Here is a 20,165-nt window from a genome sequence, read left to right as displayed (position 1 = left end):
TGAGGCTCAGTACTACATCGAAGAGTATTACGATAACGTGCGGCTCCATGGGGCCTTGGGCGGAGTCTCCCCCCGGACCTATGAAGCCGCTGCCTGACAAAGTGTCTACTTTTTCAGGGCCACACCACCCGACTCACCACTCACGACTCACCACTCACGACTCACCACTCACGACTCTCCTTATTCTCCCACCGCTCTCACAACGGCCAGACCAGCAGGATCATCGGTACCCCGACTATCAGCACCAGCAGCGAGAGCGGCAGGCCAAGCCTCCAGTAGTCGCTGAAGCGGTAGCCGCCGGGACCCATCACCAGGGTATTGGATTGATGGCCGATGGGTGTCAGGAAGGCGCAGGAGGCACTGACCGCCACCACCATCAGGAAAGGGTCCAGCGATGCCTCGAAGCCATTGGCAAGGCTCGCCGCGATCGGCGCCATCAGCACCGCTGCCGCGGCGTTGTTGATCACGTTGGAGAGCAGCATCGAGAGCACGAACAGCCCCACCAGGGTGACCACCACCGGCCACTCGGCGCCATAGGAGAGCATCAACTCGGCCACCAGGCTCGCCCCGCCGCTGGTTTCCAGCGCCTCCCCCACCGGCATCATCGCCGCCAGCAGCACGATCACGGGGCCGTCGATCGCCTGGTAGCCATCTCGCAGCGGCAATACTCCGACCAGCAGAGAGATCAACGCGGCGCTGGCCAATGCCACTGCGGTAGGCAGCAGGTTGAACAGCATGGCGACAATCGCCGCGGCGAAGATGCCGATCGACACCAGCAGCATGCGTGGCTGGCCAAGGGTCAGCTGGCGGTCGGCCAAAGGTAGACAGCCCAGCGTGGCCAGGCTCTCGGCAAGTTCGCTCTCGCCCCCCTGCAACAGCAGTACATCGCCGGCGCGAAAGCGGATCTCGCGCAAGCGCTGCTTAAGACGGCCACCGTCACGCGCCACCGCCACCAGGTGCAGGCCGAACTGGTTGTGAAGGCGCAACTGGCTTACGGTACGGTTGACCATCATCGAATCGGTGCGCACCACCGCCTCGACCAGTTGCAGACCTTCGGTATCCACGGGCGTCTTCTCTTTCTTGCCGTCCGCCTTGTGGTCTGTGCTGTCAGACGTTCTTTCCTCATCGTCGGCGGAATGCTCATTGGCGAGCGCATCATGCTCCGCCGTCGCTTGCTCTTCGTCGTCCTGTTTTTCGTCCCCCTGTATTTCGTCCTCCTGCTTGCGGTCCTCCTCCTCCTCGTCGGCCTTTTCCTCCTCGGGGTCGAGCCCCAGGCGCAGGCCCGCCTTGTCCTCGAGCAGTTTCATCTCCTCGGGGCCACCTTCGACGAGCAGGATATCGCCCTCCTTGAGCTCGCCATGAAAGGCATGACCGGCGCGACGCTTGTCGTCTCGCACCACGGCGAGCACCGGTACGGTCTCCTCCAGCTCATGCTGCAGGTCGGACAATGTCCAGCCAAGCGCCTTGGCATCCTTGCCGACCCGCAACTCGACAAGGTAGTGGGCGGTATCGAACATCTCCTCGGTGGAGGCTTTCCCCGCCCGACGCGGCGTCAGTCGCCAGCCCAGCAACACGATGAACAAAAAACCCACCAGCGCCACCACCCCCCCCACGGCAGTGAAAGAGAACATGCCGAAATTCTCGCCAGTCACCGAGCCGCGGTAGCTTGCGACGATGATGTTGGGCGGCGTGCCAATCAGCGTCATCAGACCGCCCAGCAGCGACCCGAAGGCAAGTGGCATCAGCAGGATGGAGGGTGAGGTATCGTGTTCGCGCGCCAGGCGCATGGCCACCGGCAACAACAACGCCAACGCACCAACGTTGTTCATGATGCCCGACAGCACCACCACGGTGCCGATCAGCACCAGCAACTGCAGTATCAGCCGGTCGCCGACCCGCAGCACCTGGGCGGCAATCACGTCCACCACCCCGGAACGCTCGAGGCCCCGGCTCAATACCAGCACCGCCGCCACGGTGATCACCGCCGGATGCCCGAAGCCCTGGAAGGCCTCGTCGCCGGGTACCAGGCCCAGCATTACCGAACCCAGCAGCGCCGTAAGCGCCACCAGGTCATAACGGAAACGTCCCCAGACAAAAGCGACCAGCGTCAGCCCGAGTACAACAAAGACCAGGGTACTGTCGGCCATGGCGGCTCACCTCCCTGTGGTGAAACGAAAGCGCTGAACCCTATCTTGATCAACGGCGCATTGAGCAACGGCGCCTTGATCAACATCACCTTGCTCAACGTCGCTTGCCGGATATGACATCAACTCGCCTCGTCTAGAGGCACCAGGCGAGAGGCGAAAGACGGGATACTATCGACATCGGTCGAAGTCCCTTCACGGGTGATCAAGGACGGCGCGCAAGGTCGCGTCGAGCTTGTCGACAAGCTCGTCCAGGTGGGACTCCTCGAGGATGAACGGCGGCGCCAGCAGGATATGATCGCCTCGCTGACCATCGAGGGTACCGCCCATCGGGTAGCACATCAGGCCGTGATCCATGGCCGTGCGCTTGATGGCGGCATGCAGCTTGCGGGCCGGGTCGAACGGTGTCTTGTCGTTGCGGTCGGCGACCAGCTCGATACCCCGAAACAGCCCCCGTCCACGAATGTCGCCGACGTGGGGGTGCTCGCCGAAGCGCTCCTCGAGCCGCCGCTGCAACCCCTCGCCAAGACGCTGCACTCGGGGCAGCAGGTCACGCGATTCGATGGCGCGCTGCACCGCCAGCGCCGCGGCACAGGCGGTCGCGTGGCCGATGTAGGTGTGGCCATGCTGGAAGAACCCCGAACCCTCGGCGATGGCCGCGCGGATGCCCTCGCTGACCAGGGTCGCCCCGATCGGCTGGTAGCCAGCCCCCAGGCCCTTGGCGATAGTGACCAGATCCGGCGACACACCCTCCTGCTCGGCGGCGAACAAGCTGCCGGTACGCCCCATGCCGCACATCACTTCATCGAGAATCAGCAGAATGCCGTGGCGATCACAGATCTCGCGCACCCGCTTGAAGTAACCCGGCACCGCAGGCACTGCACCCAGCGTCGCGCCCACCACCGGCTCGGCCACGAAAGCCATCACCGTCTCCGGTCCCAGGCGCTGGATCTCGCCCTCGAGCTCCGCCGCCAACCGCTCCCCATAGGCCTCTGGCGTCTCGTCCTCGGCCTGCCCACGATAGGCATAGCAGGGGCTGACGTGGCTGACCTCCACCAGCAGCGGCTCGAACTGCCGGCGCCGCCAGGCATTACCGCCGGTGGCCAGGGCCCCGAGCGTGTTGCCGTGATAGCTCTGGCGCCGTGCGATCAAGTGGCGGCGCTGGGGGTCGCCACGCTCGATGAAGTACTGGCGGGCCATTTTCAGTGCCGCTTCTATCGCCTCGGACCCGCCGGACACGAAGTAGACCGACGACAGCCCTTGCGGCGCTCGCTCGACCAGGAAGTCAGCCAACGCCTCCATCGGCTCGTTGGTGAAGAACGAGGTATGCGCATAGGCCAGCCGTTCCACCTGCTGCTGAATCGCCCCGATCACCTCGGCATCACTGTGGCCCAGGCACGACACGGCGGCGCCACCGCTGGCATCCAGGTAGCGGCGCCCCTCGGCGTCGATCAGGTATGGGCCCTCACCACCCACGGCGGTAGGGTAATGCTGCTTGAGATGACGATGAAAGACGTGACTCATGCGGCCTCCGGCCATTCAGTGAACCATGTTCTCCATTATGTACGATTCCCGGTCTGTGCGATTTGCGGTTTCCATTCGCGACCAGGTGGATAATACCCGTTCGCCTGAATGGCATGGCTCCCTGGTAGCTGGTTGCCGGTTGTCCTGTCAGGGCAACAGAATCGTCGAGCCTGTGGTCTGGCGCCCCTGCACGGCATCCTGTGCCTGGCCGGCATCCGCCAGCGGGAAGCGGTTGGCCACGTCGATGACCAGCTTGCCACTATCGAGCATGCCGAACAGGTCATCGGCCATCATCTTGAGGCGCTCGGGGGTGTCGGCATAGCCGTTGAGGCTCGGCCGCGTGACGAAAAGCGAGCCCTTCTGGTTGAGAATGCCGATATTGACGCCATCCACCGGGCCCGAGGCATTGCCGAAGCTGACCATCAGCGCACGCGGCTTGAGGCAGTCCAGCGACATCTCCCAGGTATCCTTGCCCACCGAATCGTACACCACGTCGCACATCTCGCCGTTGGTGAGCTCACGGACCCGCTCGACCACGTTTTCACGCGTGTAGTCGATGGTCGCCCAGGCGCCGTTGCGCTCGGCCAGCGCGGCTTTCTCGGGGGAGCTTACGGTGCCGATGAGCTTGACGCCCAGCTCCCGTGCCCACTGGCAGGCGATCGAGCCGACGCCACCGGCCGCTGCATGGAACAGGATCGTCTCGCCGCCCTTCAGCGGGCAGGTCTGGCGCAACAGGTACTGAACGGTCAGGCCCTTGAGCATGCAGCCGGCAGCCGTCTCGAAGTCGATACTCTCGGGCAGCACGACCACCTTGGCCGCCGGCAGCACATGCTGCTCGGCATAAGCGCCAAGCGGGCCTTGCGCATAGGCGACACGGTCACCCACCTTGAGGTGCGTCACCCCATCACCCACCGCCGCCACCACGCCGGCCCCCTCGGTGCCAAGGCCAGAGGGAAGCGACGGTGCCGGATAGAGCCCGGTGCGGAAATAGATATCGATGAAGTTCAGACCCACGGCACGGTTCTCGATACGCACCTCACCGGGGCCGGGCTCGGTGGGTGTGACATTGACGAGCTCGAGGACATCCGAGCCACCGGTCCGGGAAAACTGAATACGCTTGGCCATGTCGCTAATCCTTTCACTGTTGATGAGATCAATGTGCCTGAGATCAATGCGCCAGCCCGTCGACGAACGCCTGCTTTTCGCCTTCGAAGAACCTGGCATCGTGCTTGAAGCGCCTGAGCAGGGCATTTTCATCGACGGCCAGGGGTGGCGACAGGTCGTCCAGCGTACCCGCCGGATGCTGGAAGGTCAGCCCTGTCCGTTGACCGTCCTCGCCTTCCAGCCAACGCTTGATCCCGCATTGGCGAAGGAAGTCCTCGTCGAGTGTCTCGCTTGGCACCACGCGCAGCGGCGCGTTCAAGGCCAGCTCACGCAGCAGCCGAGCGAGGGGCTCACGACTCGACACGAGCGAGGTGGCAAGTGTCAGTGTCATGCCAGGACCCTGTGCATCGAGCACCAGCAACGCCAGCGCGGCGGGGCTGTCACGCTCATCGACCAGCGCCCACAGCCGCGCGGCTTCAGCGGGAAACAGCTGGTGCCGCGTCCCACTGAAGGCCACCAGTGGCGCCAAGCCCGCAGCGGTACCATAGAACGCCGCGCAAAGGCGTGCCAGACAGTCATCACGCCGCTCCCCCTCCGGTAGGCTCACTACCTTCATCGACGTCTCCCGCTCCATTCATCGTTCTGGTGATCGTTCTGGTAACCATTGCGTGGCGCGAAGCCTAGCACACTCGCCCAGATGGTGACCTCGGACGGTCACGGCGGTGTAGGATGATGGGTAACCGTTCGATCAAGGAAGCGACGACTCATGCCACATTCCGTCAACACCCTGCCCCGCCTGATCGCCCATCGCGGTCTCTCCGCCCATGCGCCGGAAAACACCCTGGCCGCGGTTCGCGCCGCTCATGAAGCAGGTATCAACTGGGTTGAGCTCGATGTCCAGCTGCTTGGCGACGGCACCCCGGTCATCTGGCACGATGCCACCGTGCAGCGCTGCTCCGATCAACGTGGGCGACTGGCCGATCTTGACCTGCCCGGCGCACGCAAGCTCGATGCCGGCCGCTGGTTCTCGGACACCTTTCGTGGCGAGCCGATGCCCACCCTGCGCGACATGCTGGCCTTGATCGAGGAGCTCAACATGGGGCTTAACCTCGAACTCAAGGTCAATCCAGGACGCAGCTCCGCCGCCCTGGTGGATGGCGTGGTACCGACGCTGCTCGACGCGCTGCCAACCGAACGCCTGCTGCTGTCTTCCTTCAACGACGCTGCACTGGCACGCGCGCGGGCCGTGGCGCCTGCCGAGCGACTGGCGATCGGTGTGCTCTTCGAGGGCATCGACCGCGATTGGCAGGTGCGCTGCGAGACCGTCAACGCCAGCAGCGTGATCGCCGACTGGACACGTCTCAACCAACGCAGCGCCCAGCAGGTATGTGAACGCGGGTATCAGCTGGTGTGCTACACCGCCAACGACCCGGCGGCCTTCGCCCACCAATGGGAATGGGGGGTCGAGAGTGTGATAAGCGACGACCCGGCAAGCTTCATCGGGTACCTGCCAAGCGCCTGATCGCCGCCATGCCGGGCAGTCAGGGCACCGCGACGAACACCCGCGCTCCCTCGATCTCGCGGCTGGCCAGGCGCTGGCCGTAGAGATGTTCCAGCACACTGGGTACCAGCATGTTGTCTCTATGCCCCCAGCAGGCCTGGCCATCCGGATACAGCAGCAGCACCTGGTCGCACCAGCGCGCGGCCAGGTTGAGGTCATGCAGGCAGAGCATCACCGCGCACCCCGCCGCCGCGCGTTCGGCAAGCAGCGCCATCACGGTGGTCTGATGATGCAGGTCGAGATGGTTGGTGGGTTCATCGCACAGCCATAGCCCCGGCGCCTGGGCCAGCACGGTGGCGATGGACACGCGCTGGCGCTCACCGCCGGAGAGCGTGCCGACCAGACGCTCGGCCAGATGGCCGATATCCAGGCGCGCAAGCGCGGCCTCGGCCAGGCGCAGATCATCGCCGCTCTCCATCTGCCAGGGCGAAAGCCAGGGATGACGACCGATCAGCGCCGTCTCGCGTACCGTGGCCGGAAAGCCATCCTGACGTTCCTGGAACACCAGGCCGAGCCGACGGGCCACCTCGCGGCGACCATGGGCGGCGATGGGACGGCCATCCAACAGCACCTCGCCGCGGCGCGGCGCACGCAACCCCGCCAGAGTATGCAGCAGCGTGGTCTTGCCGACTCCATTGGGACCCAGCACCCCCCATACCTGCCCCGCCGCGAGCGTGAACGACAGCGGCTGGCCATCGGCCCTGCCGGGAATGTCGACGACCAGGTCACGAACCTCCAGGTGCCCCATCAGCGGCTCCGGTAGAGCAGGTAGAGAAACATCGGCACCCCGAGCAGCGCGGTGATCACCCCCACCGGCAGCTGTTCCGGCGCGATGACGGTACGCGCCAGGGTATCGGCCAGTACCAGCAGGGTTCCCCCGGCCAGGGCACAGGCCGGCAGGATCACGCGCTGGTCATTGCCCAGCACCAGGCGCAGCATATGCGGCACGATCAACCCGACGAAGCCGATGCTGCCGGCGGTACTCACCGCCATGGCGGTGAGCAGGCTGGCCGTCACGTGGATCGTCCACTCCATTGGCCGCACCGCCACCCCCAGCGCCGCCGCCTGCAGCGGGCCGCGCGCCAGCACGTTGAGGCTGCGCCCCAGCGGTGCCAGGATCAGCAGCGTCAACGCCAGCAGGATGAGTGGCGGCCAGGGGCCACGGGCATGGGCCAGGTCACCCATCAGCCAGTAAAGCATGCCGGGCAACTGCTCGGTGGGGCTGACCGCCAGCATCAGCGTTACCAAGGCCCCCCAGCCGGCGGCGACTACCACCCCGGTCAGCAGCAGGCGTGCCGGCGTCCAGCTGCCGGTTCCGTGGGCCAGGCCGAACACCAGCAGTGTGGACAGCAGCGCGCCGGCGAAGGCCGACCCGGACACCACCGCACCGCCAAGCCCGGCCAGCATGGCCGCCAACGCGCCCACCGCCGCACCACCGGAAAGCCCCAGCACATAGGGGTCGGCCAGTGGATTGCGCAACAGCACCTGCATCAGCGCACCCGCCACGGCCAGAAGCCCACCCACGGCGAACGCCGCGAGCGCCCGTGGCAGGCGCAGTTGGAACATCAAGGTGCGGGCCAGCGCATCGCCCTCGCCGCTGATCAAGCGCCACAGGGCACCAGGCCCCGGCGAGGCGCTACCCACACACACAGCCAACACCAGCGCGGCGAGGGCCGCCAGCGCCAGTAGCGCAAGAGGTAACAGCGCCTGCCTGCGCCCTGGCCGCACGCCCGCCAGTTCAGCGCTGTGCACGGGCATGCTCCAACCGCTCGCAGAGCCGTTCCGCCCCCTCGAGCAGGCGCAACGAGGGACGCTGGATAAGCGACGGCGGCACCAGGAACAGATTGCCACGCGCGACGGCGGGCAGCTCGGGATAGCGCCGCCAGTCATCGAGCCAGGCGCGGTCCTCTTCGCCCATCCCTCCGGTGATGATCACGTCTGGCGCCGCCGCCAGCACCGCCTCCTCGTCGAGACGCGGCACCAGCCGGGGGAGGTCACCAAACACATTCACGCCCCCGCAAAGACGGATCATCTCGCTGATCCAGTGCGTGTCATTGAGCGTCATCAACGGGGCATCCCAGACCTGGTAGAAGACCGTGATCGGCTCGGCTTCCGCATGACGCTCGGCCAGTGCCGCGACACCCTCGCGAAAGCGCCGTGCACGCCCCTCCCCCACCGCTTCACTGCCGGCCAGCCTGGCCAGGCGCTCCACGGCGCTGGCCACGCCCGACAGATCGCCGGGTTCGAGACGAAACACCGGGATCGAAAGCGACTCCAGTGTCTCGAGTTGCTCGGCCGGGTTGCCGCTGATCCAGCCAATCACCAGGTCGGGCTCAAGGCTCAGCAACGCTTCAAGGTCGAGCCGCGAATGGCTGCCCACCGACGGCAGCGCCGCTACCTCCGCGGGGCTGTCATCGTAGGCGACCACCGCCACCACCTGCTCGCCCGCGCCGGCGGCGAAGGCAAGCTCAGTGGCGCCGGGCGACAAGGTGACGATACGCTGCGCGGGTTTTGCCAGACACAGCGTCTCGCCGGCGTCGTCGGTGGCGCAGCGTTCCGCCAAGGCCGGCAGTGCCGGTAGCATGGCAAGCACCAGCGCCAGCAGGCGGATCGACCAGGATGACATGCGGCTCCTCCGGCTCGTTCAGGGGGTAGCGAAACTGACCGACAAGCGCACGCTGCGCCCGGCATTCAGGTAATCGAACGGAATCGCCTCGAAGGTGACCGGATCGAAATCACTGCCACGCACCGTGACCACCTCCTTGTCGAGTACGTTGTCGATGCCCAGTCGCGCCGTCCATGCCTCGGCGAACGCCCAACCGGCGCGCAGGTTGAGCTGGCCATAGCCCGGCAGGCGATCCTGGTTGGCGGCATCATTGTAGCGACTGTTCTGGGCCAGCAGCGTACCGCCCAGCGACCAGTCACCGATCTGGCGATCCGCGTCCAGGCGCAGGCTCTGCGTGGCGCGCCGGGCCAGCCGATTGCCGGTGTCGCGATCCTCCGGGTCGGTCCAGGTCACGGCGGCCTGCAAGGTCCAGTCGGCAAGCTCGGCCCCCACGGCCAGTTCCGCGCCATGAAGGCGCGCGCGGTCGACGTTCACCGGCAGGAAGTTGGCGTCCGGCCCGATCAGGTCATCGACCTCGGTACGGTAGGCGGAGAGATCCCAGAACCAGGCATCATGCTGGCCGCGCACGCCGACCTCCAAACTCTCGGAGCGCTCCGCCGAGAGATCGGGGTTGCTGAAGCCGGGGTAATAAAGCTCGTTGAAGGTCGGCGCACGAAAGGCGCTGCCGACACTGCCACGCAGGGTATGCACGCCATCAAGCTCATAGCCGAGCGCCAGGCTACCGGTCAGCTCGTTGCCGAAGGCCTGGTTGTCGTCGTGGCGCAGGCTTGCCTGGAGCAGCAGCGGCGAGAAGTCGAACAGGCCCTGGGCAAAGACCGCCAGGTTGTCGCGGCGTGTTTCGTCGAAGGCAAGATCACTTGCAACACGATCCTCGCTCGCCTCCACACCGCCCACCAGTTCGTGGCGGCCCAGGGTCACGGTATTGTCCCACCGCGCGGCCTGGGTACGCGTGGCAAACTGGTTGGTACGCAGCGGTGCCAGGGTATCGCGTTCGTCGCGCGCTTCGCTGAGTGTCACACGGCTGCGCCATGCCTCCCCCAACGGCAATTCGCCATACACGCCGGCGACCTGCTGGACGAAATCCTCATCGGCGGGGCCGGACTCGTCGAACTCGGTGTTGCCACGTGCACGCAGCGCCAGCACGCCGACTTCGGCACCGTCATCAAAGGTATGCGAGAGGCGTACGAGCCCCGTGGTGTTGTCGAAGCCCTTGTCGTCACCGTCGCGGCGCACTGGCGCCCCATCGGTGCCGAAGTGACTGCCGGCGAACAGGTAACGGGTGCCACCCTGACCACCGGAAAGCGTGGCGGTGGCGCGCTGGGTATCGTCGCTGCCGCCACCCACGTCGACCGTGACATGCGGCGCTTCCCCCGCACCATCGCCATCACGGGTGAACAGTTGCACCACGCCGCCGACGGCGTCGGCGCCATACAAGCTGCCGCGCGGACCGCGCACGATTTCGGCGCGCTCGAACATTCGTGGGTCGAGAAATTCCCAGGCGGCGGCGCCACTGGTCGCCGAGCGCAGCCGAATGCCATCGATCAACAGCACGTTGGCATTGCTGCCGGCGCCGCGCATGAACAGGCTCGTCTGCTTGCCGTAACTGCCGAAGGTAGTGAGATCAACACCGGGCTGCGCGCGCAACAGGTCGGTGATGCTGTCGGGGTCCTGGCGACGCAGCGTCGCCTCATCCAGCAGGGTCACCGAGGACAGGCTCTGGTCGGCGGTGCGCGGCGCCAGGGCAGCAGTCACCACCACCGGGTTGAGCCGTTCGCTGGTGTCGGGAGTGGAAGTGGATTGGGCCTGGACGGCCAGCGGCAGGGCGGCCAGGCAGAACGCCAGGCCACGCGGGGCATGAATAGTCATCGTGTTGAGTGTCCCTTGCTCACCGTGCTCACCCGCACGGTTTTTTTCGTCGTACCGGCACCGGTGTGGCAAGGGCTCTGCGAGAACAAGGAAGAACGGCTGAAACGTCGCCCGCCAAGCCTCGGATTGGCCCTCCGCCATCCGGCATGAACTCTCGGGCCGGTCTCCGGGCTGACGAGTGGATACAGGAGCACACCTGTATCCGGAAGGGCCGCCTTCCCGTGCCTGGCACAGTGGCATGAAGACCCTTCTCGACTCGATCACCGTTGCGGGGGCAGCGTTGGAATCATCCCTGGCAAGCGCGTTGCGCGGGATTCACCGACTTCCCGTTTCACTGATGGCTTTCGCCACCAGCACCTGAGAGTGCCGCTAAGCTAGCAATCGGGCTTTGGAGCGTCAACGAACTTGTGGCATGACGCCGACAACAACCAATAACAACGGTGAAGTCGACCTTGCACGATCAGCTCACTACCACCTCGTAGCCAGTGTACTTGCGCAGGTTGATCACGCCGCTGTCCAGGATCAGGTACTGGCCCTTGAGGCCGAGCAGGGTGCCGGAAATCTCGGGGGTCTTGTCGAGATTGTGGGAGGCCACCTTGGTGGGATATTCGAGCACCGGGTATTCGAAGGCCGCAGGCGCTGCGTCCAGCTGGCGAATCGCCTCGGTTCCGAAGCGCTCACGCAGGTTGGCAAGCCCGGAGCCCAATCGGGCCAGCAGCCGATCACGCTCGGCGGGAAGGTCCATGTCGACGGTATCGCCCTTGAGCATGGCGCGCCAGTTGGTGCGATCGGAGACCTCTTCCTTGAACAGCATCTCTACGAAGCCCGATTGCTGGCGAGTGTCGACCTCGAGGATCGGCAATGCCTGAACCGCGCCTTGGTCGAGCCAACGGGTCGGTACCTGGGTGCCGCGGGTAATGCCCACCTTGAGCCCCGAGGCATTGGCCAGATAGATCACATGGGGCTGGAAACAGTGACGCTCGGCCCACTCCGGCTCGCGGCAAGTGCCGGCGAAGAAGTGGCAGGTTTCCGGCTTGACGATGCAGGTATCGCACTGGGCCAGCTTCTTGAAACACGGATAGCAGTAGCCCTGTGCGAAGCTCTTTTTCGTCGCTCGACCACAATGGGTACAGGCGATCGCACCGGTCCAGGCGAGCGTGAGCGGCTGGCCCAGGCAAGCATTGAGGCCGAGGCGCCGTTCCCCGGCACGCAGTGTATAGCGCACAGGCTCACCCGCCGCACCGGGGGCGATGGCCATCTTGGTCAGGCAGCCCTGCACGGGCATCGTGGAAGACGCTACCCTTTCGGAAGACTCAGTCACGGCTGGCGTCCCGAGCCAGGCCCGCACGCTCCGGGGGGACATCGCTGCCATTGGCGGCGCTGCCGCAGGTACGCCGCTCGAGATAGCCGACCCGCTGGTCATCCGGCACGTTGTTGGCCGCCTCGAAGCGCATCACCGCCTCCAGACACAGCTCGGTCTGCTCCGCCGTCAGGCGACGGCCATCCGGCCATTTGCGCAACGCCACCGCCTGCTTGAGGCTGTCGTAGATCGTCGGCGTCATCTGCTCGATCATGCGTTCGAAGGTCATATCGCTCATGGACACTGTCTCTTGCGGTTAGCCGCTGACTCGTGGTGATGCCAGGGGGGATGTCAACGGGGTGATGTAAAATGGGGTGATATCAGGAGTGACGGCGGGCTCGTCCGGAATGATACCAGCCCATCGCCAGGCCCACGAGCAACCCGCCCAGGTGCGCACCATTGGCGACATTGCCGAACCCCACGGCGGAGGCCATGTCGGTCATGGTGAAGACCATCCAGCCGAGCATGAACACCACCAGCATCTGCGGCACGAAAAAGCCACTGCGTGGAGCGCGCCGCGACATCAGCCAGACATACCCCAGCAACGCGAAATCAACCCCCGACATGCCGCCAAACAGCACACTACCGGTGGCGTACTGGGCCAGGTTGGCGCCGATACCCGCAAGCAGCACGATGACGAGCATGCGTCCGCTGCCGTGCAGCGACTCGACCTGCCGGCCGAAATACCATAGCCACAGCATGTTGAAGATCAAATGCATCCAGCCGAAGTGCAGGAAGGCGGGTGACAACAGCCGCCACAGCTGGCCACCCAGCAGCACGTCCTGAAGGCTTCCCACCGCCAGGCTGCCATTGGCGACACCCAGCGGCACAATGGCCAGCATGGCGATCACCAGGTCGCCGAGCACCGCCATGGCCGCGAACACCAGAAGGCTTAGCGCCATGCAGAGTGCCGAGACGGGCGCCAGGCGCACAGGAACGAGCAACGCGGTGAAGCCCTTGGATGGACTTGCCGATCGCTCGCTGTGGGGTTGCTGAAGTGGCTCGCCCCGTTGCCAGCGTTCGACCAGGCTCAGCATTGCCTCGTGCTGTTTCGGGTCGGCAAGCCACAACATCTGCCCCTCCGACTCCTCGGTGATGCGATGGCCGATTCGCTGGGCCCACAGCGCCTTGCGCAAACCGCGCGTATCGACATCACGGGGCAGCAGGATCACCTGGTACATGACACCTCCAGACACCGGGGCAGACATTCGCTAAGACATTCGCCAAGACATTCACTCAGAAATTCGCGCACAGGCGCCAGTATAGGGTGCACAGAAAAAGTCCGGCGGAGGGGGCCGCCGGACAATAGCAAGGGATCATTCAAGGGAACACCTATTCTGATGGCGGTTGCCACCATGAGTTCACACCGGCTGGATAGTTTTTGCGTAAAAATTTGTATCAATCGAGGTCGATCTCCCAAGGCCTCGGCCGCGTCTGTTCCTCACGGGGAACGCTCAGCCAGGTGAAATTATCCGCGTCGAGCCGACGCTCGCCGCTCCAGCGATACGCCACCAGGCGGCCAAACTTCACGGCGCTGTAGTCCAGGCAAGCGATATTGGGAGCTGGCAAGGCCGGCACTCCCTCGCACCAGTAATGGCCGATGAACAGCGGCGGCTGATCCACGCCATAATGGCTAAGCATCGCCCGCTCGTCGCTGGACAGCGAGCGCTGCTCCAGTTCACCCGGCAGGTTGTCGGGCTGGAATACCACATCCCCCCAGGTGCACGGTGCCTCGGCCCAGAAGTGCGCTCGAAAGCTGCGACGGGTGTAGCCGTCGCCCGAGTGAATGGCCATGCCGGCCGGGAGCGGGATATGAATGCCGCGGGTCAGTCGATCGAGGATTCGGAAGGCGCGGGTACCGGGCGTCGCCGAGTCCACCAGGAAGTTCCTGTCGATGCACGCATCGGGGCGCGCCAGGCGCAGTTCATCGATCAGCGGCTGATCCCAGCAGGCGTGTACCACGCGAAGTCCGTCGCGCTCCAGGCACAAGGGAATGTCCATGAACCAGGCCAGGGCGTCCTCCCACTCCTGGGGATGATCGCGATACTGTTCCAGCGTTTCCATGATGATGCGATTGTGGCGCGGCGAGTGTTCACGCAGCCAGTCACGGCCAAGCCCTCCCGGTGCAGGGTGGCAATAGGCCAGCGCATTGACCTCATGATTGCCCATGACGATATGGGCTTCTCCCTCCTCCACCATGCGCCGGGCAATCCGCACCGCCAGGCGAATCCGTGGACCGCGATCGATGAGATCGCCAAGAAATATCACTCGCCTGCGCGGATGGCGATAGACCCCACCGCGTTGGTGATAGCCGAGTTTCTCGAGCAATGCAGCCAGGGTGGCACCACAGCCGTGGACATCACCAATCAGATCGTAGCCTTCGAGCCTCGCCCGCGTCTTCACATCAGTCTCCCAGGCGATGACTCCAGCCCAGCTTGCTGCGCAGGACCTCGAAGAAATTGTGGCCAAGCGGGTGCACCAGTTGCACCCTCTCGGGCTTGCGTCGGATCACCAGCACATCGTCGGGCTTGGCCACCGCGCGGGTCTGGCCGTCACAACTGATGTGCGGGTAGGTCTGATTGGTTTCGCCGATATGAATGCGGATCTCGCTTGCCGCATCGATGACGATCGGTCGGCTCGAGAGGGTATGCGGAAACATCGGCACCAGGGTCACCACATCGAGTTTCGGGTGCATGATCGGCCCGCCCCCGGAGAGCGAGTAGGCGGTGGAGCCGGTGGGCGTGGCGATGATCAACCCATCGCTGCGCTGGCTATAGACGAACTGCCCATCAATGAACAGCTCGAACTCGATCATGCGTACCGCCTTGCCGGGGTGCAGCACCACCTCGTTGAGTGCGTCGCCGCTGCCCATCAGGGTATCTCCCCGGTAGAGCTCGGTATCGAGCAGAAAGCGCTGCTCGACCTCATAGCGCCCTTCCAGCACTTCCCCGACCCTGGCTTCCAGTTCATCAGGTGAAATATCGGTGAGAAAGCCAAGACGGCCACGGTTGACCCCGAGCACCAGAGTACCGCTATGGCAGAGGGTGCGTGCCGCCCCCAGCAGGCTGCCGTCGCCGCCCACCACGATCACCAGGTCGCAGAGCTCGCCGAGCATGCGCCGGCTGGCCTCGGGATGATCGTGGCCGAGCAGCACGGTGGCAGTGCGATCTTCGATGATTACGTGGTGGCCACGCGCGTCGAGAAAGCGGATCAGGCGCTTCAGAGTATCGACCACCTTGGCGCTGCCCAGGCGGCCGATCAGGCCAATATTGCGGAACTGGCTGCGTCTGGCCGTGGTGTTCGTCGTTGGCTGACTGTGTTGGGGTGGCATGCACAAGCCTCTCGCATCGCAGCCGCTCATTATGGCGACTGCCCTGCCCTGCGGCAAACCGCCTCAGGCGGATTGTGGTCGGCGACGGCGCAGCCACCACTCGTTGAGGAACAACGAGCCGACGATGATTGCACCACCCAGCGCCAGTCGGGTCAGGTCGGCTTCACGATTCCAGATCAGCAGGTTGACCAGAAGTCCCGCGGGAATCAGGGCGTTGTTCATGATCGCAAGTGCCCCGGCATCGACCCGGGTCGCGCCAAGGTTCCACAGGAAATAGCCGACCCCCGAGGCGACAATCCCAAGCCACAGCAGCACCCCCCACTGCACACCGGTGGTGGGCAGCCCAGCGCTATTGCCGAGCAACAAAAAACCCGGGGCGGCAATCACCATGGCGCCAAGGTAGAACCAGGCGAACACGCTGTGGCGCGGTAGCGAATCGGGCAGCTCGGCGGAAAAGCGCCGGTAGCCCACCTGGCCCAGGGCGAAACACAGGTTGGCCCCCTGCACTACCAGAAAACCCAGCCAGAAATCGTTGTTCACGCCGTCATAACGGATCACTGCCGCCCCGACCACCGCCAGGGCGGCGGTGACGAGATACATCGGGGTGAAACGACCGAACAGCAGATCATCGAGCAAGGCGATGTAGAGCGGAGTGAAGATGGTGAACAGCAGCACCTCGGGTACCGAAAGCAAAAGGAATGATTGATAGAAGAACAGGTACATCACCCCGAGTTGCACCGCCCCCAGGGCCATCAGCACGAGCCGCTGGCGGCCACGCAGCAGGCGTGGCTTCAGAAACGGCAGGAACACCAGTGCCGCCAGACCGACGCGCAGCATGACCGCGAAGTAGCTGTCTACCTGGCCGGCCAGATAGACGCCGATCAACGAGAACGAGAAGGCCCACAATATGGTGACGCCAACGAGATACCCCATGGTCAACTCCCGAACAATGATAAAGTCGACACGAGTATACGCGCGCGTCCACGACACGCAATCTCACGCCGCGACCAATCCCGGGCCCCACCTGCCCCGACACCGGGCTCTCTACCAGCGCAAGGTTTCCGAATGCGCCGGGTTGTCGCTCTCCGCACCCGGCGACAAGGCCTCTTCCAGCGCCCCATTGTCCTCGGTCAGGTACTCGTGCAGGCGTGCCTCGGCCTGGTCGCCAAACAGCAGTTCGCAGGCCTCGTGCAGGCCCGGTGATTGGCGAATGACCTCCTCGCGCACCACCAGTGAAATCTTGGATCGACGCCGCAGGAAATCCTCGAGGCGGGTGATCATTTCCCGACGGCTCGCCTGGGCCAACTCGCAACGCAGGTATTCGGTGCCCTCGATCAGCACCTCGCCCTGACGAGGATCACGGCGAATGTCCTCGAGCAGTTCCATGGCCTGATCACCGTAGCGGCGCCACAGCCGGGTGCTCAATGGCTCGGAGGCATGGTCGGCGGTAAGCTCATCGAGTTGCATGGCGTGGGCCTGTGCCATGAACGCATCACGCCTGTCGGCATCGGGCTCGCCATACCAGCGAAACTCGGGGTCTGGTATCTCGATGCCAAGCGCCCTGACTTCCTCGACGATCTCCTCGCCGACGTTCAGGCAGTCGGTGAGCTTGCCGCCGAAGATGCTCAGGTGACGGTTAGCGGCATCGATGTCGATGGCATGCTTGCGCGATAGCTGCAGGAAATCGCGGTCCCCACCGGAACTCGCCTTCACCGCCAACGGACGCACGCCGCAGCGGGTGGCGATGATATCGTCCTTGCCAAGCGGCTTGTCGAGACTCAAGCGCTTGTTGATGTTGTCGAGCACAAAGCGAATGTCGTCCTCGGTGATACCGACCTCGGGCTTCTCCACCCGAGTATCGGTGGTGCCGATGCAAGTCCTCGCCCCCATGGGAATGACGAAGAACAGGCGGCCATCATCGGCGAAGAAGGCCAGCACCCGGCCACTCTTGGTCAGCCGCGGCACGATCAGGTGAATCCCCTTGGAAAACACATGCTGGTGACCTGTCGCCTGGCCAGACAGGCTGTTGAGTTCGTCAACCCAGGGGCCTGCCGCATTGACCATCACCTTCGAACGGATGGTAAAGGTCTCGCCGCTCATGCGGTCACGCACATCGGTCACCCACCCGTCATCCTCTCGGCGGGCACCGAGTGATTCGACATAGTTGGCGGCGGTCGCACCGAAATCCAGGGCGCCACGCACGAAATTGAAGACGAAGCGTGCATCGTTGTCATGCAGATACGCATCGGAGTACTCGAAACCTCCGACGGCTCCATCGATGTCGACGATCGGCTCTTCCGCCTTGATCGAGCGTGGCGACAGGAAACGTGGAATTCGCGTGAAGGCATTGCCGATCAGCCAATACAGCCACGCACCGGCCCACAGGTAGCGAGGATGGTAGCGAAAGCCGCGGCTGATAGTGGTCAGGAAGCGAATTTCCTGGACAGTGGAGGGATAGCTCTTGATCAAGTGGTTGCGGCTCTTGCAGAGCTTGCGCACCAGCGCGAAATCGCGACTCTCCATGTACTTGATGCCGCCCCACACCAGGTTGGATGAGTGCATGCTGGTACTGCCGGCGAAATCGCCGCGGTCGATCAGCGCCACACTGACGCCCTTGCCGCTCAATGCCGCGGCGGCCGATGCACCGTTGATCCCACCACCCACGATCAGCACATCGAATTCTCGCTCGGCCAATTGGCGGATATTGCTCCGACGAAGTTGCATATCAGGTCCTTCTTCTACAATAAGGCCCCGCTCGGCTTGCACCGAGCGGGGCCATGGGTCCCGTTCAGGCAACCGGTCACACGATCTTGAACGGCCCCGGCTCACACCAGGGCAGGTAAGGCGCGCAGCACCTCACCCGTTCATCACTCGCGATTACCAGCAGCCATCCACGCCTCCATCATTTCATCGTAGGGAACGGTGGTGCCCTGCGGCATCTCGTCATCCAGCTTGGCCTTCGGCGAGCCTGGCTGCGAGAGCCAATGCTCGGCATCCTGCTCGTCGTTCAAGTTCGGCGAGTAGGTCTCGAAAACGCTGGCACGCGCCAGGCGAGCCATGATGTTATCGAGGTCGCCAGCCAGGTTGTCGAGCGCCTCCTGCGGGGAGATTTCCCCATTCACCGCCGGTGCCAGGTTCTGCCACCACAACGGCGCCATGCGCGGGTAGTCCGGCACGTTGGTGGAGGAAGGCGTCCAGTTGGATTCGTTCGGGCTGCGATAGAATTCCACCAGACCGCCGAGTTTGGGCGCCATTTCAGTCATCTGATCGGAGAACACGTCGGATTCGCGGATCGGCGTCAGCCCGGTCATCAGCTTCTCCAGTGACACCGTCTTGGCGACAGTGAACTGGGCGAACAGCCAGGCCGCGGTGCGGCGATCCTCGGGGGTCGAATCGAAGAAGGTCCACGAGCCCACATCCTGATAGCCGACCTTCATGCCCTCTTCCCAATAAGGGCCAGTGGGAGACGGCGCCATGCGCCACTTGGGATTACCCTCTTCGTCGGTGACCGGAAGCGAAGGGTCGGTCATGTCGGCGGTGAAGGCGGTGTACCAGAATATCTGCTGGGCGATATTGCCCTGGGCAGGCACTGGCCCCGCCTCGCCGAAGGTCATGCCGCTGGCCTCGGGGGGCGCATACTTCTCGAGCCAATCGACCATCTTGGTGACCGCGAACACTGAGGCGGGTGAGTTGGTGGCACCACCACGGGTCACGCTTGCGCCCACTGGCTGGCTCTCTTCATTGACGCGAATGCCCCAATCGTCCACCGGGTTGCCGAACGGCACGCCGGGGCTGCCCATTCCCGCCATGGAGAGCCAGGAGTCATGGAAGCGCCAGCCCAGCGACGGATCGCGGCGACCGTAATCCATGTGGCCATATACCTTGGTGCCATCGATTTCGCCGACATGCTCGGTGAAGAACTCGGCGATGTCTTCATAGGCGGTCCAGTTGGTCGGCACACCCAGGTCATAGCCATAGATGTCGCGGAACTGCTCCTGCAGATCCTCGCGCTGGAACCAGTCGTAGCGGAACCAGTAGAGGTTGGCGAACTGCTGTGTCGGCATCTGATAGATACTGCCATCAGGGCCAGTTCCGTACTGGATACCGATGAAGTCGTCGAGATCCAGAGTCGGTAGGGTATAGTCCGCCCACTCGTTTTCCATCGCCTCGGAGATGTTGATGGTGGTGCCATAGCGAATATGCGTGCCAATGGCATCGGAATCGTTGACATAGCCATCGTAGATATTGCGACCAGACTGCATCTGGGTCTGCATGTTGTTGACCACATCACCCTCACCGATGATGTTGTGGGTCACATCGATTCCGGTGAGTTCAGCGAACGCCTCGGCCAGTACATCACGCTCGTAGATATGCGTGGTCAGGCCCTCCGCCACGGTGTTGATCTCCATGTCGCGGAATGGCTCGGCGGCCTTGGCGAACCACAGCAGCTCCTCGATCTGCTCCTCGCGGGAAAGCGTCGAGTCCTGGAAATGTTCGTCTATCAGACGCTCTGCGATGGCGCGTGCATCGTGAGAGTCGGCGTACAGCGCTCCTGAAGCCAGCATCAAGCTGCTGGCCAGCAGCGTCATTTTCATCGTGTTGTTCTTCATGTTGACCTCATTTCCTGTTGTCATCTTCCCTGACAGGTG

The 20,165-nt window shown here is 64.1% G+C and carries 17 protein-coding genes and 1 riboswitch; of the genes, 1 reads left to right on the top strand and 16 read right to left on the bottom strand.

Annotated features, from left to right (window positions below):
* Positions 1-197: 197 nt before the first annotated feature.
* The 4 genes from C6V82_RS17045 to C6V82_RS17030 all read right to left on the bottom strand — a co-directional run bounded on the left by C6V82_RS17045 (position 198) and on the right by C6V82_RS17030 (position 5,388).
* The gene (locus C6V82_RS17045) at positions 198-2,147 is read right to left on the bottom strand and encodes an SLC13 family permease (protein ID WP_102587509.1); all 1,950 of its coding nucleotides are present in this window, start codon (positions 2,145-2,147) and stop codon (positions 198-200) included.
* A 192-nt stretch (positions 2,148-2,339) separates the two neighbouring features.
* On the bottom strand, positions 2,340-3,668 hold the full coding sequence (locus tag C6V82_RS17040) for an aspartate aminotransferase family protein (RefSeq protein WP_102587568.1): 1,329 nt from the start codon (positions 3,666-3,668) through the stop codon (positions 2,340-2,342).
* Between the two features lie 147 nt (positions 3,669-3,815).
* The gene (locus C6V82_RS17035; RefSeq protein WP_102587510.1) at positions 3,816-4,793 is read right to left on the bottom strand and encodes an NADPH:quinone reductase; all 978 of its coding nucleotides are present in this window, start codon (positions 4,791-4,793) and stop codon (positions 3,816-3,818) included.
* Between the two features lie 43 nt (positions 4,794-4,836).
* Positions 4,837-5,388 carry a hypothetical protein gene (locus C6V82_RS17030; protein WP_102587511.1) on the bottom strand — a complete coding sequence of 184 codons (552 nt, stop codon included), beginning with the start codon at positions 5,386-5,388 and terminating at the stop codon, positions 4,837-4,839.
* A gap of 150 nt (positions 5,389-5,538) precedes the next feature.
* Here C6V82_RS17030 and C6V82_RS17025 point away from each other — a divergent pair, with 150 nt between their 5' ends.
* Positions 5,539-6,294 carry a glycerophosphodiester phosphodiesterase family protein gene (locus C6V82_RS17025; protein WP_102587512.1) on the top strand — a complete coding sequence of 252 codons (756 nt, stop codon included), beginning with the start codon at positions 5,539-5,541 and terminating at the stop codon, positions 6,292-6,294.
* A gap of 19 nt (positions 6,295-6,313) precedes the next feature.
* Here the strand turns inward: C6V82_RS17025 and C6V82_RS17020 are convergent, their stop codons facing one another.
* The 12 genes from C6V82_RS17020 to C6V82_RS16965 all read right to left on the bottom strand — a co-directional run bounded on the left by C6V82_RS17020 (position 6,314) and on the right by C6V82_RS16965 (position 20,126).
* A complete protein-coding gene (locus tag C6V82_RS17020) occupies positions 6,314-7,081 on the bottom strand; it encodes an ABC transporter ATP-binding protein (protein ID WP_102587513.1) in 768 nt (255 codons plus the stop codon).
* The gene (locus tag C6V82_RS17015; RefSeq protein ID WP_102587514.1) at positions 7,081-8,091 is read right to left on the bottom strand and encodes a FecCD family ABC transporter permease; all 1,011 of its coding nucleotides are present in this window, start codon (positions 8,089-8,091) and stop codon (positions 7,081-7,083) included. The genes C6V82_RS17020 and C6V82_RS17015 overlap by 1 nt, the downstream gene beginning before the upstream one ends.
* Positions 8,072-8,959 (bottom strand): cobalamin-binding protein, encoded by an 888-nt coding sequence (locus tag C6V82_RS17010; RefSeq protein WP_102587515.1) that lies wholly within the window; start codon positions 8,957-8,959, stop codon positions 8,072-8,074. Before C6V82_RS17010 ends, C6V82_RS17015 begins: the two co-directional genes overlap by 20 nt.
* 18 nt (positions 8,960-8,977) lie before the next feature.
* Complete coding sequence (locus C6V82_RS17005; RefSeq protein WP_102587516.1) at positions 8,978-10,825, bottom strand: TonB-dependent receptor domain-containing protein; 1,848 nt, start codon at positions 10,823-10,825, stop codon at positions 8,978-8,980.
* A gap of 140 nt (positions 10,826-10,965) precedes the next feature.
* Positions 10,966-11,201, bottom strand: a riboswitch (cobalamin riboswitch).
* Between the two features lie 84 nt (positions 11,202-11,285).
* Complete coding sequence (locus C6V82_RS17000; protein WP_229843247.1) at positions 11,286-12,110, bottom strand: DUF2797 domain-containing protein; 825 nt, start codon at positions 12,108-12,110, stop codon at positions 11,286-11,288.
* Positions 12,111-12,138: 28 nt separating this feature from the next.
* A complete protein-coding gene (locus C6V82_RS16995) occupies positions 12,139-12,423 on the bottom strand; it encodes a YeaC family protein (RefSeq protein ID WP_102587517.1) in 285 nt (94 codons plus the stop codon).
* A gap of 82 nt (positions 12,424-12,505) precedes the next feature.
* Complete coding sequence (locus tag C6V82_RS16990; protein WP_102587518.1) at positions 12,506-13,366, bottom strand: rhomboid family intramembrane serine protease; 861 nt, start codon at positions 13,364-13,366, stop codon at positions 12,506-12,508.
* A gap of 217 nt (positions 13,367-13,583) precedes the next feature.
* A complete protein-coding gene (locus tag C6V82_RS16985) occupies positions 13,584-14,588 on the bottom strand; it encodes a metallophosphoesterase (protein ID WP_102587519.1) in 1,005 nt (334 codons plus the stop codon).
* A gap of 1 nt (position 14,589) precedes the next feature.
* Positions 14,590-15,516, bottom strand: coding sequence for an NAD(+) kinase (locus C6V82_RS16980; RefSeq protein WP_102587520.1), 927 nt, complete (start codon positions 15,514-15,516; stop codon positions 14,590-14,592).
* A 63-nt stretch (positions 15,517-15,579) separates the two neighbouring features.
* Positions 15,580-16,449 (bottom strand): carboxylate/amino acid/amine transporter, encoded by an 870-nt coding sequence (locus C6V82_RS16975; protein WP_102587521.1) that lies wholly within the window; start codon positions 16,447-16,449, stop codon positions 15,580-15,582.
* Between the two features lie 111 nt (positions 16,450-16,560).
* A complete protein-coding gene (locus tag C6V82_RS16970; protein WP_102587522.1) occupies positions 16,561-18,240 on the bottom strand; it encodes a glycerol-3-phosphate dehydrogenase/oxidase in 1,680 nt (559 codons plus the stop codon).
* Between the two features lie 143 nt (positions 18,241-18,383).
* Positions 18,384-20,126, bottom strand: a complete 1,743-nt coding sequence (locus tag C6V82_RS16965; protein WP_102587523.1) for an ABC transporter substrate-binding protein — start codon at positions 20,124-20,126, stop codon at positions 18,384-18,386.
* Positions 20,127-20,165: the final 39 nt, after the last annotated feature.

The organism is Halomonas urumqiensis, from assembly GCF_003028575.1.
Taxonomy (GTDB): Bacteria; Pseudomonadota; Gammaproteobacteria; order Pseudomonadales; family Halomonadaceae; genus Halomonas; species Halomonas urumqiensis.
Note: the sequence above shows the minus strand (reverse complement) of the source record. Positions and strands in the feature narration are given on the sequence as shown.

Coding starts and splice junctions, on each gene's coding strand:
- C6V82_RS17045 (WP_102587509.1), bottom strand. CDS start 2,147: ATGGCCGACAGTACCCTGGTCTTTGTTGTACTCGGGCTGACGCTGGTC.
- C6V82_RS17040 (WP_102587568.1), bottom strand. CDS start 3,668: ATGAGTCACGTCTTTCATCGTCATCTCAAGCAGCATTACCCTACCGCC.
- C6V82_RS17035 (WP_102587510.1), bottom strand. CDS start 4,793: ATGGCCAAGCGTATTCAGTTTTCCCGGACCGGTGGCTCGGATGTCCTC.
- C6V82_RS17030 (WP_102587511.1), bottom strand. CDS start 5,388: ATGAAGGTAGTGAGCCTACCGGAGGGGGAGCGGCGTGATGACTGTCTG.
- C6V82_RS17025 (WP_102587512.1), top strand. CDS start 5,539: ATGCCACATTCCGTCAACACCCTGCCCCGCCTGATCGCCCATCGCGGT.
- C6V82_RS17020 (WP_102587513.1), bottom strand. CDS start 7,081: ATGGGGCACCTGGAGGTTCGTGACCTGGTCGTCGACATTCCCGGCAGG.
- C6V82_RS17015 (WP_102587514.1), bottom strand. CDS start 8,091: ATGCCCGTGCACAGCGCTGAACTGGCGGGCGTGCGGCCAGGGCGCAGG.
- C6V82_RS17010 (WP_102587515.1), bottom strand. CDS start 8,959: ATGTCATCCTGGTCGATCCGCCTGCTGGCGCTGGTGCTTGCCATGCTA.
- C6V82_RS17005 (WP_102587516.1), bottom strand. CDS start 10,825: ATGACTATTCATGCCCCGCGTGGCCTGGCGTTCTGCCTGGCCGCCCTG.
- C6V82_RS17000 (WP_229843247.1), bottom strand. CDS start 12,110: ATGCCCGTGCAGGGCTGCCTGACCAAGATGGCCATCGCCCCCGGTGCG.
- C6V82_RS16995 (WP_102587517.1), bottom strand. CDS start 12,423: ATGAGCGATATGACCTTCGAACGCATGATCGAGCAGATGACGCCGACG.
- C6V82_RS16990 (WP_102587518.1), bottom strand. CDS start 13,366: ATGTACCAGGTGATCCTGCTGCCCCGTGATGTCGATACGCGCGGTTTG.
- C6V82_RS16980 (WP_102587520.1), bottom strand. CDS start 15,516: ATGCCACCCCAACACAGTCAGCCAACGACGAACACCACGGCCAGACGC.
- C6V82_RS16975 (WP_102587521.1), bottom strand. CDS start 16,449: ATGGGGTATCTCGTTGGCGTCACCATATTGTGGGCCTTCTCGTTCTCG.
- C6V82_RS16970 (WP_102587522.1), bottom strand. CDS start 18,240: ATGCAACTTCGTCGGAGCAATATCCGCCAATTGGCCGAGCGAGAATTC.
- C6V82_RS16965 (WP_102587523.1), bottom strand. CDS start 20,126: ATGAAGAACAACACGATGAAAATGACGCTGCTGGCCAGCAGCTTGATG.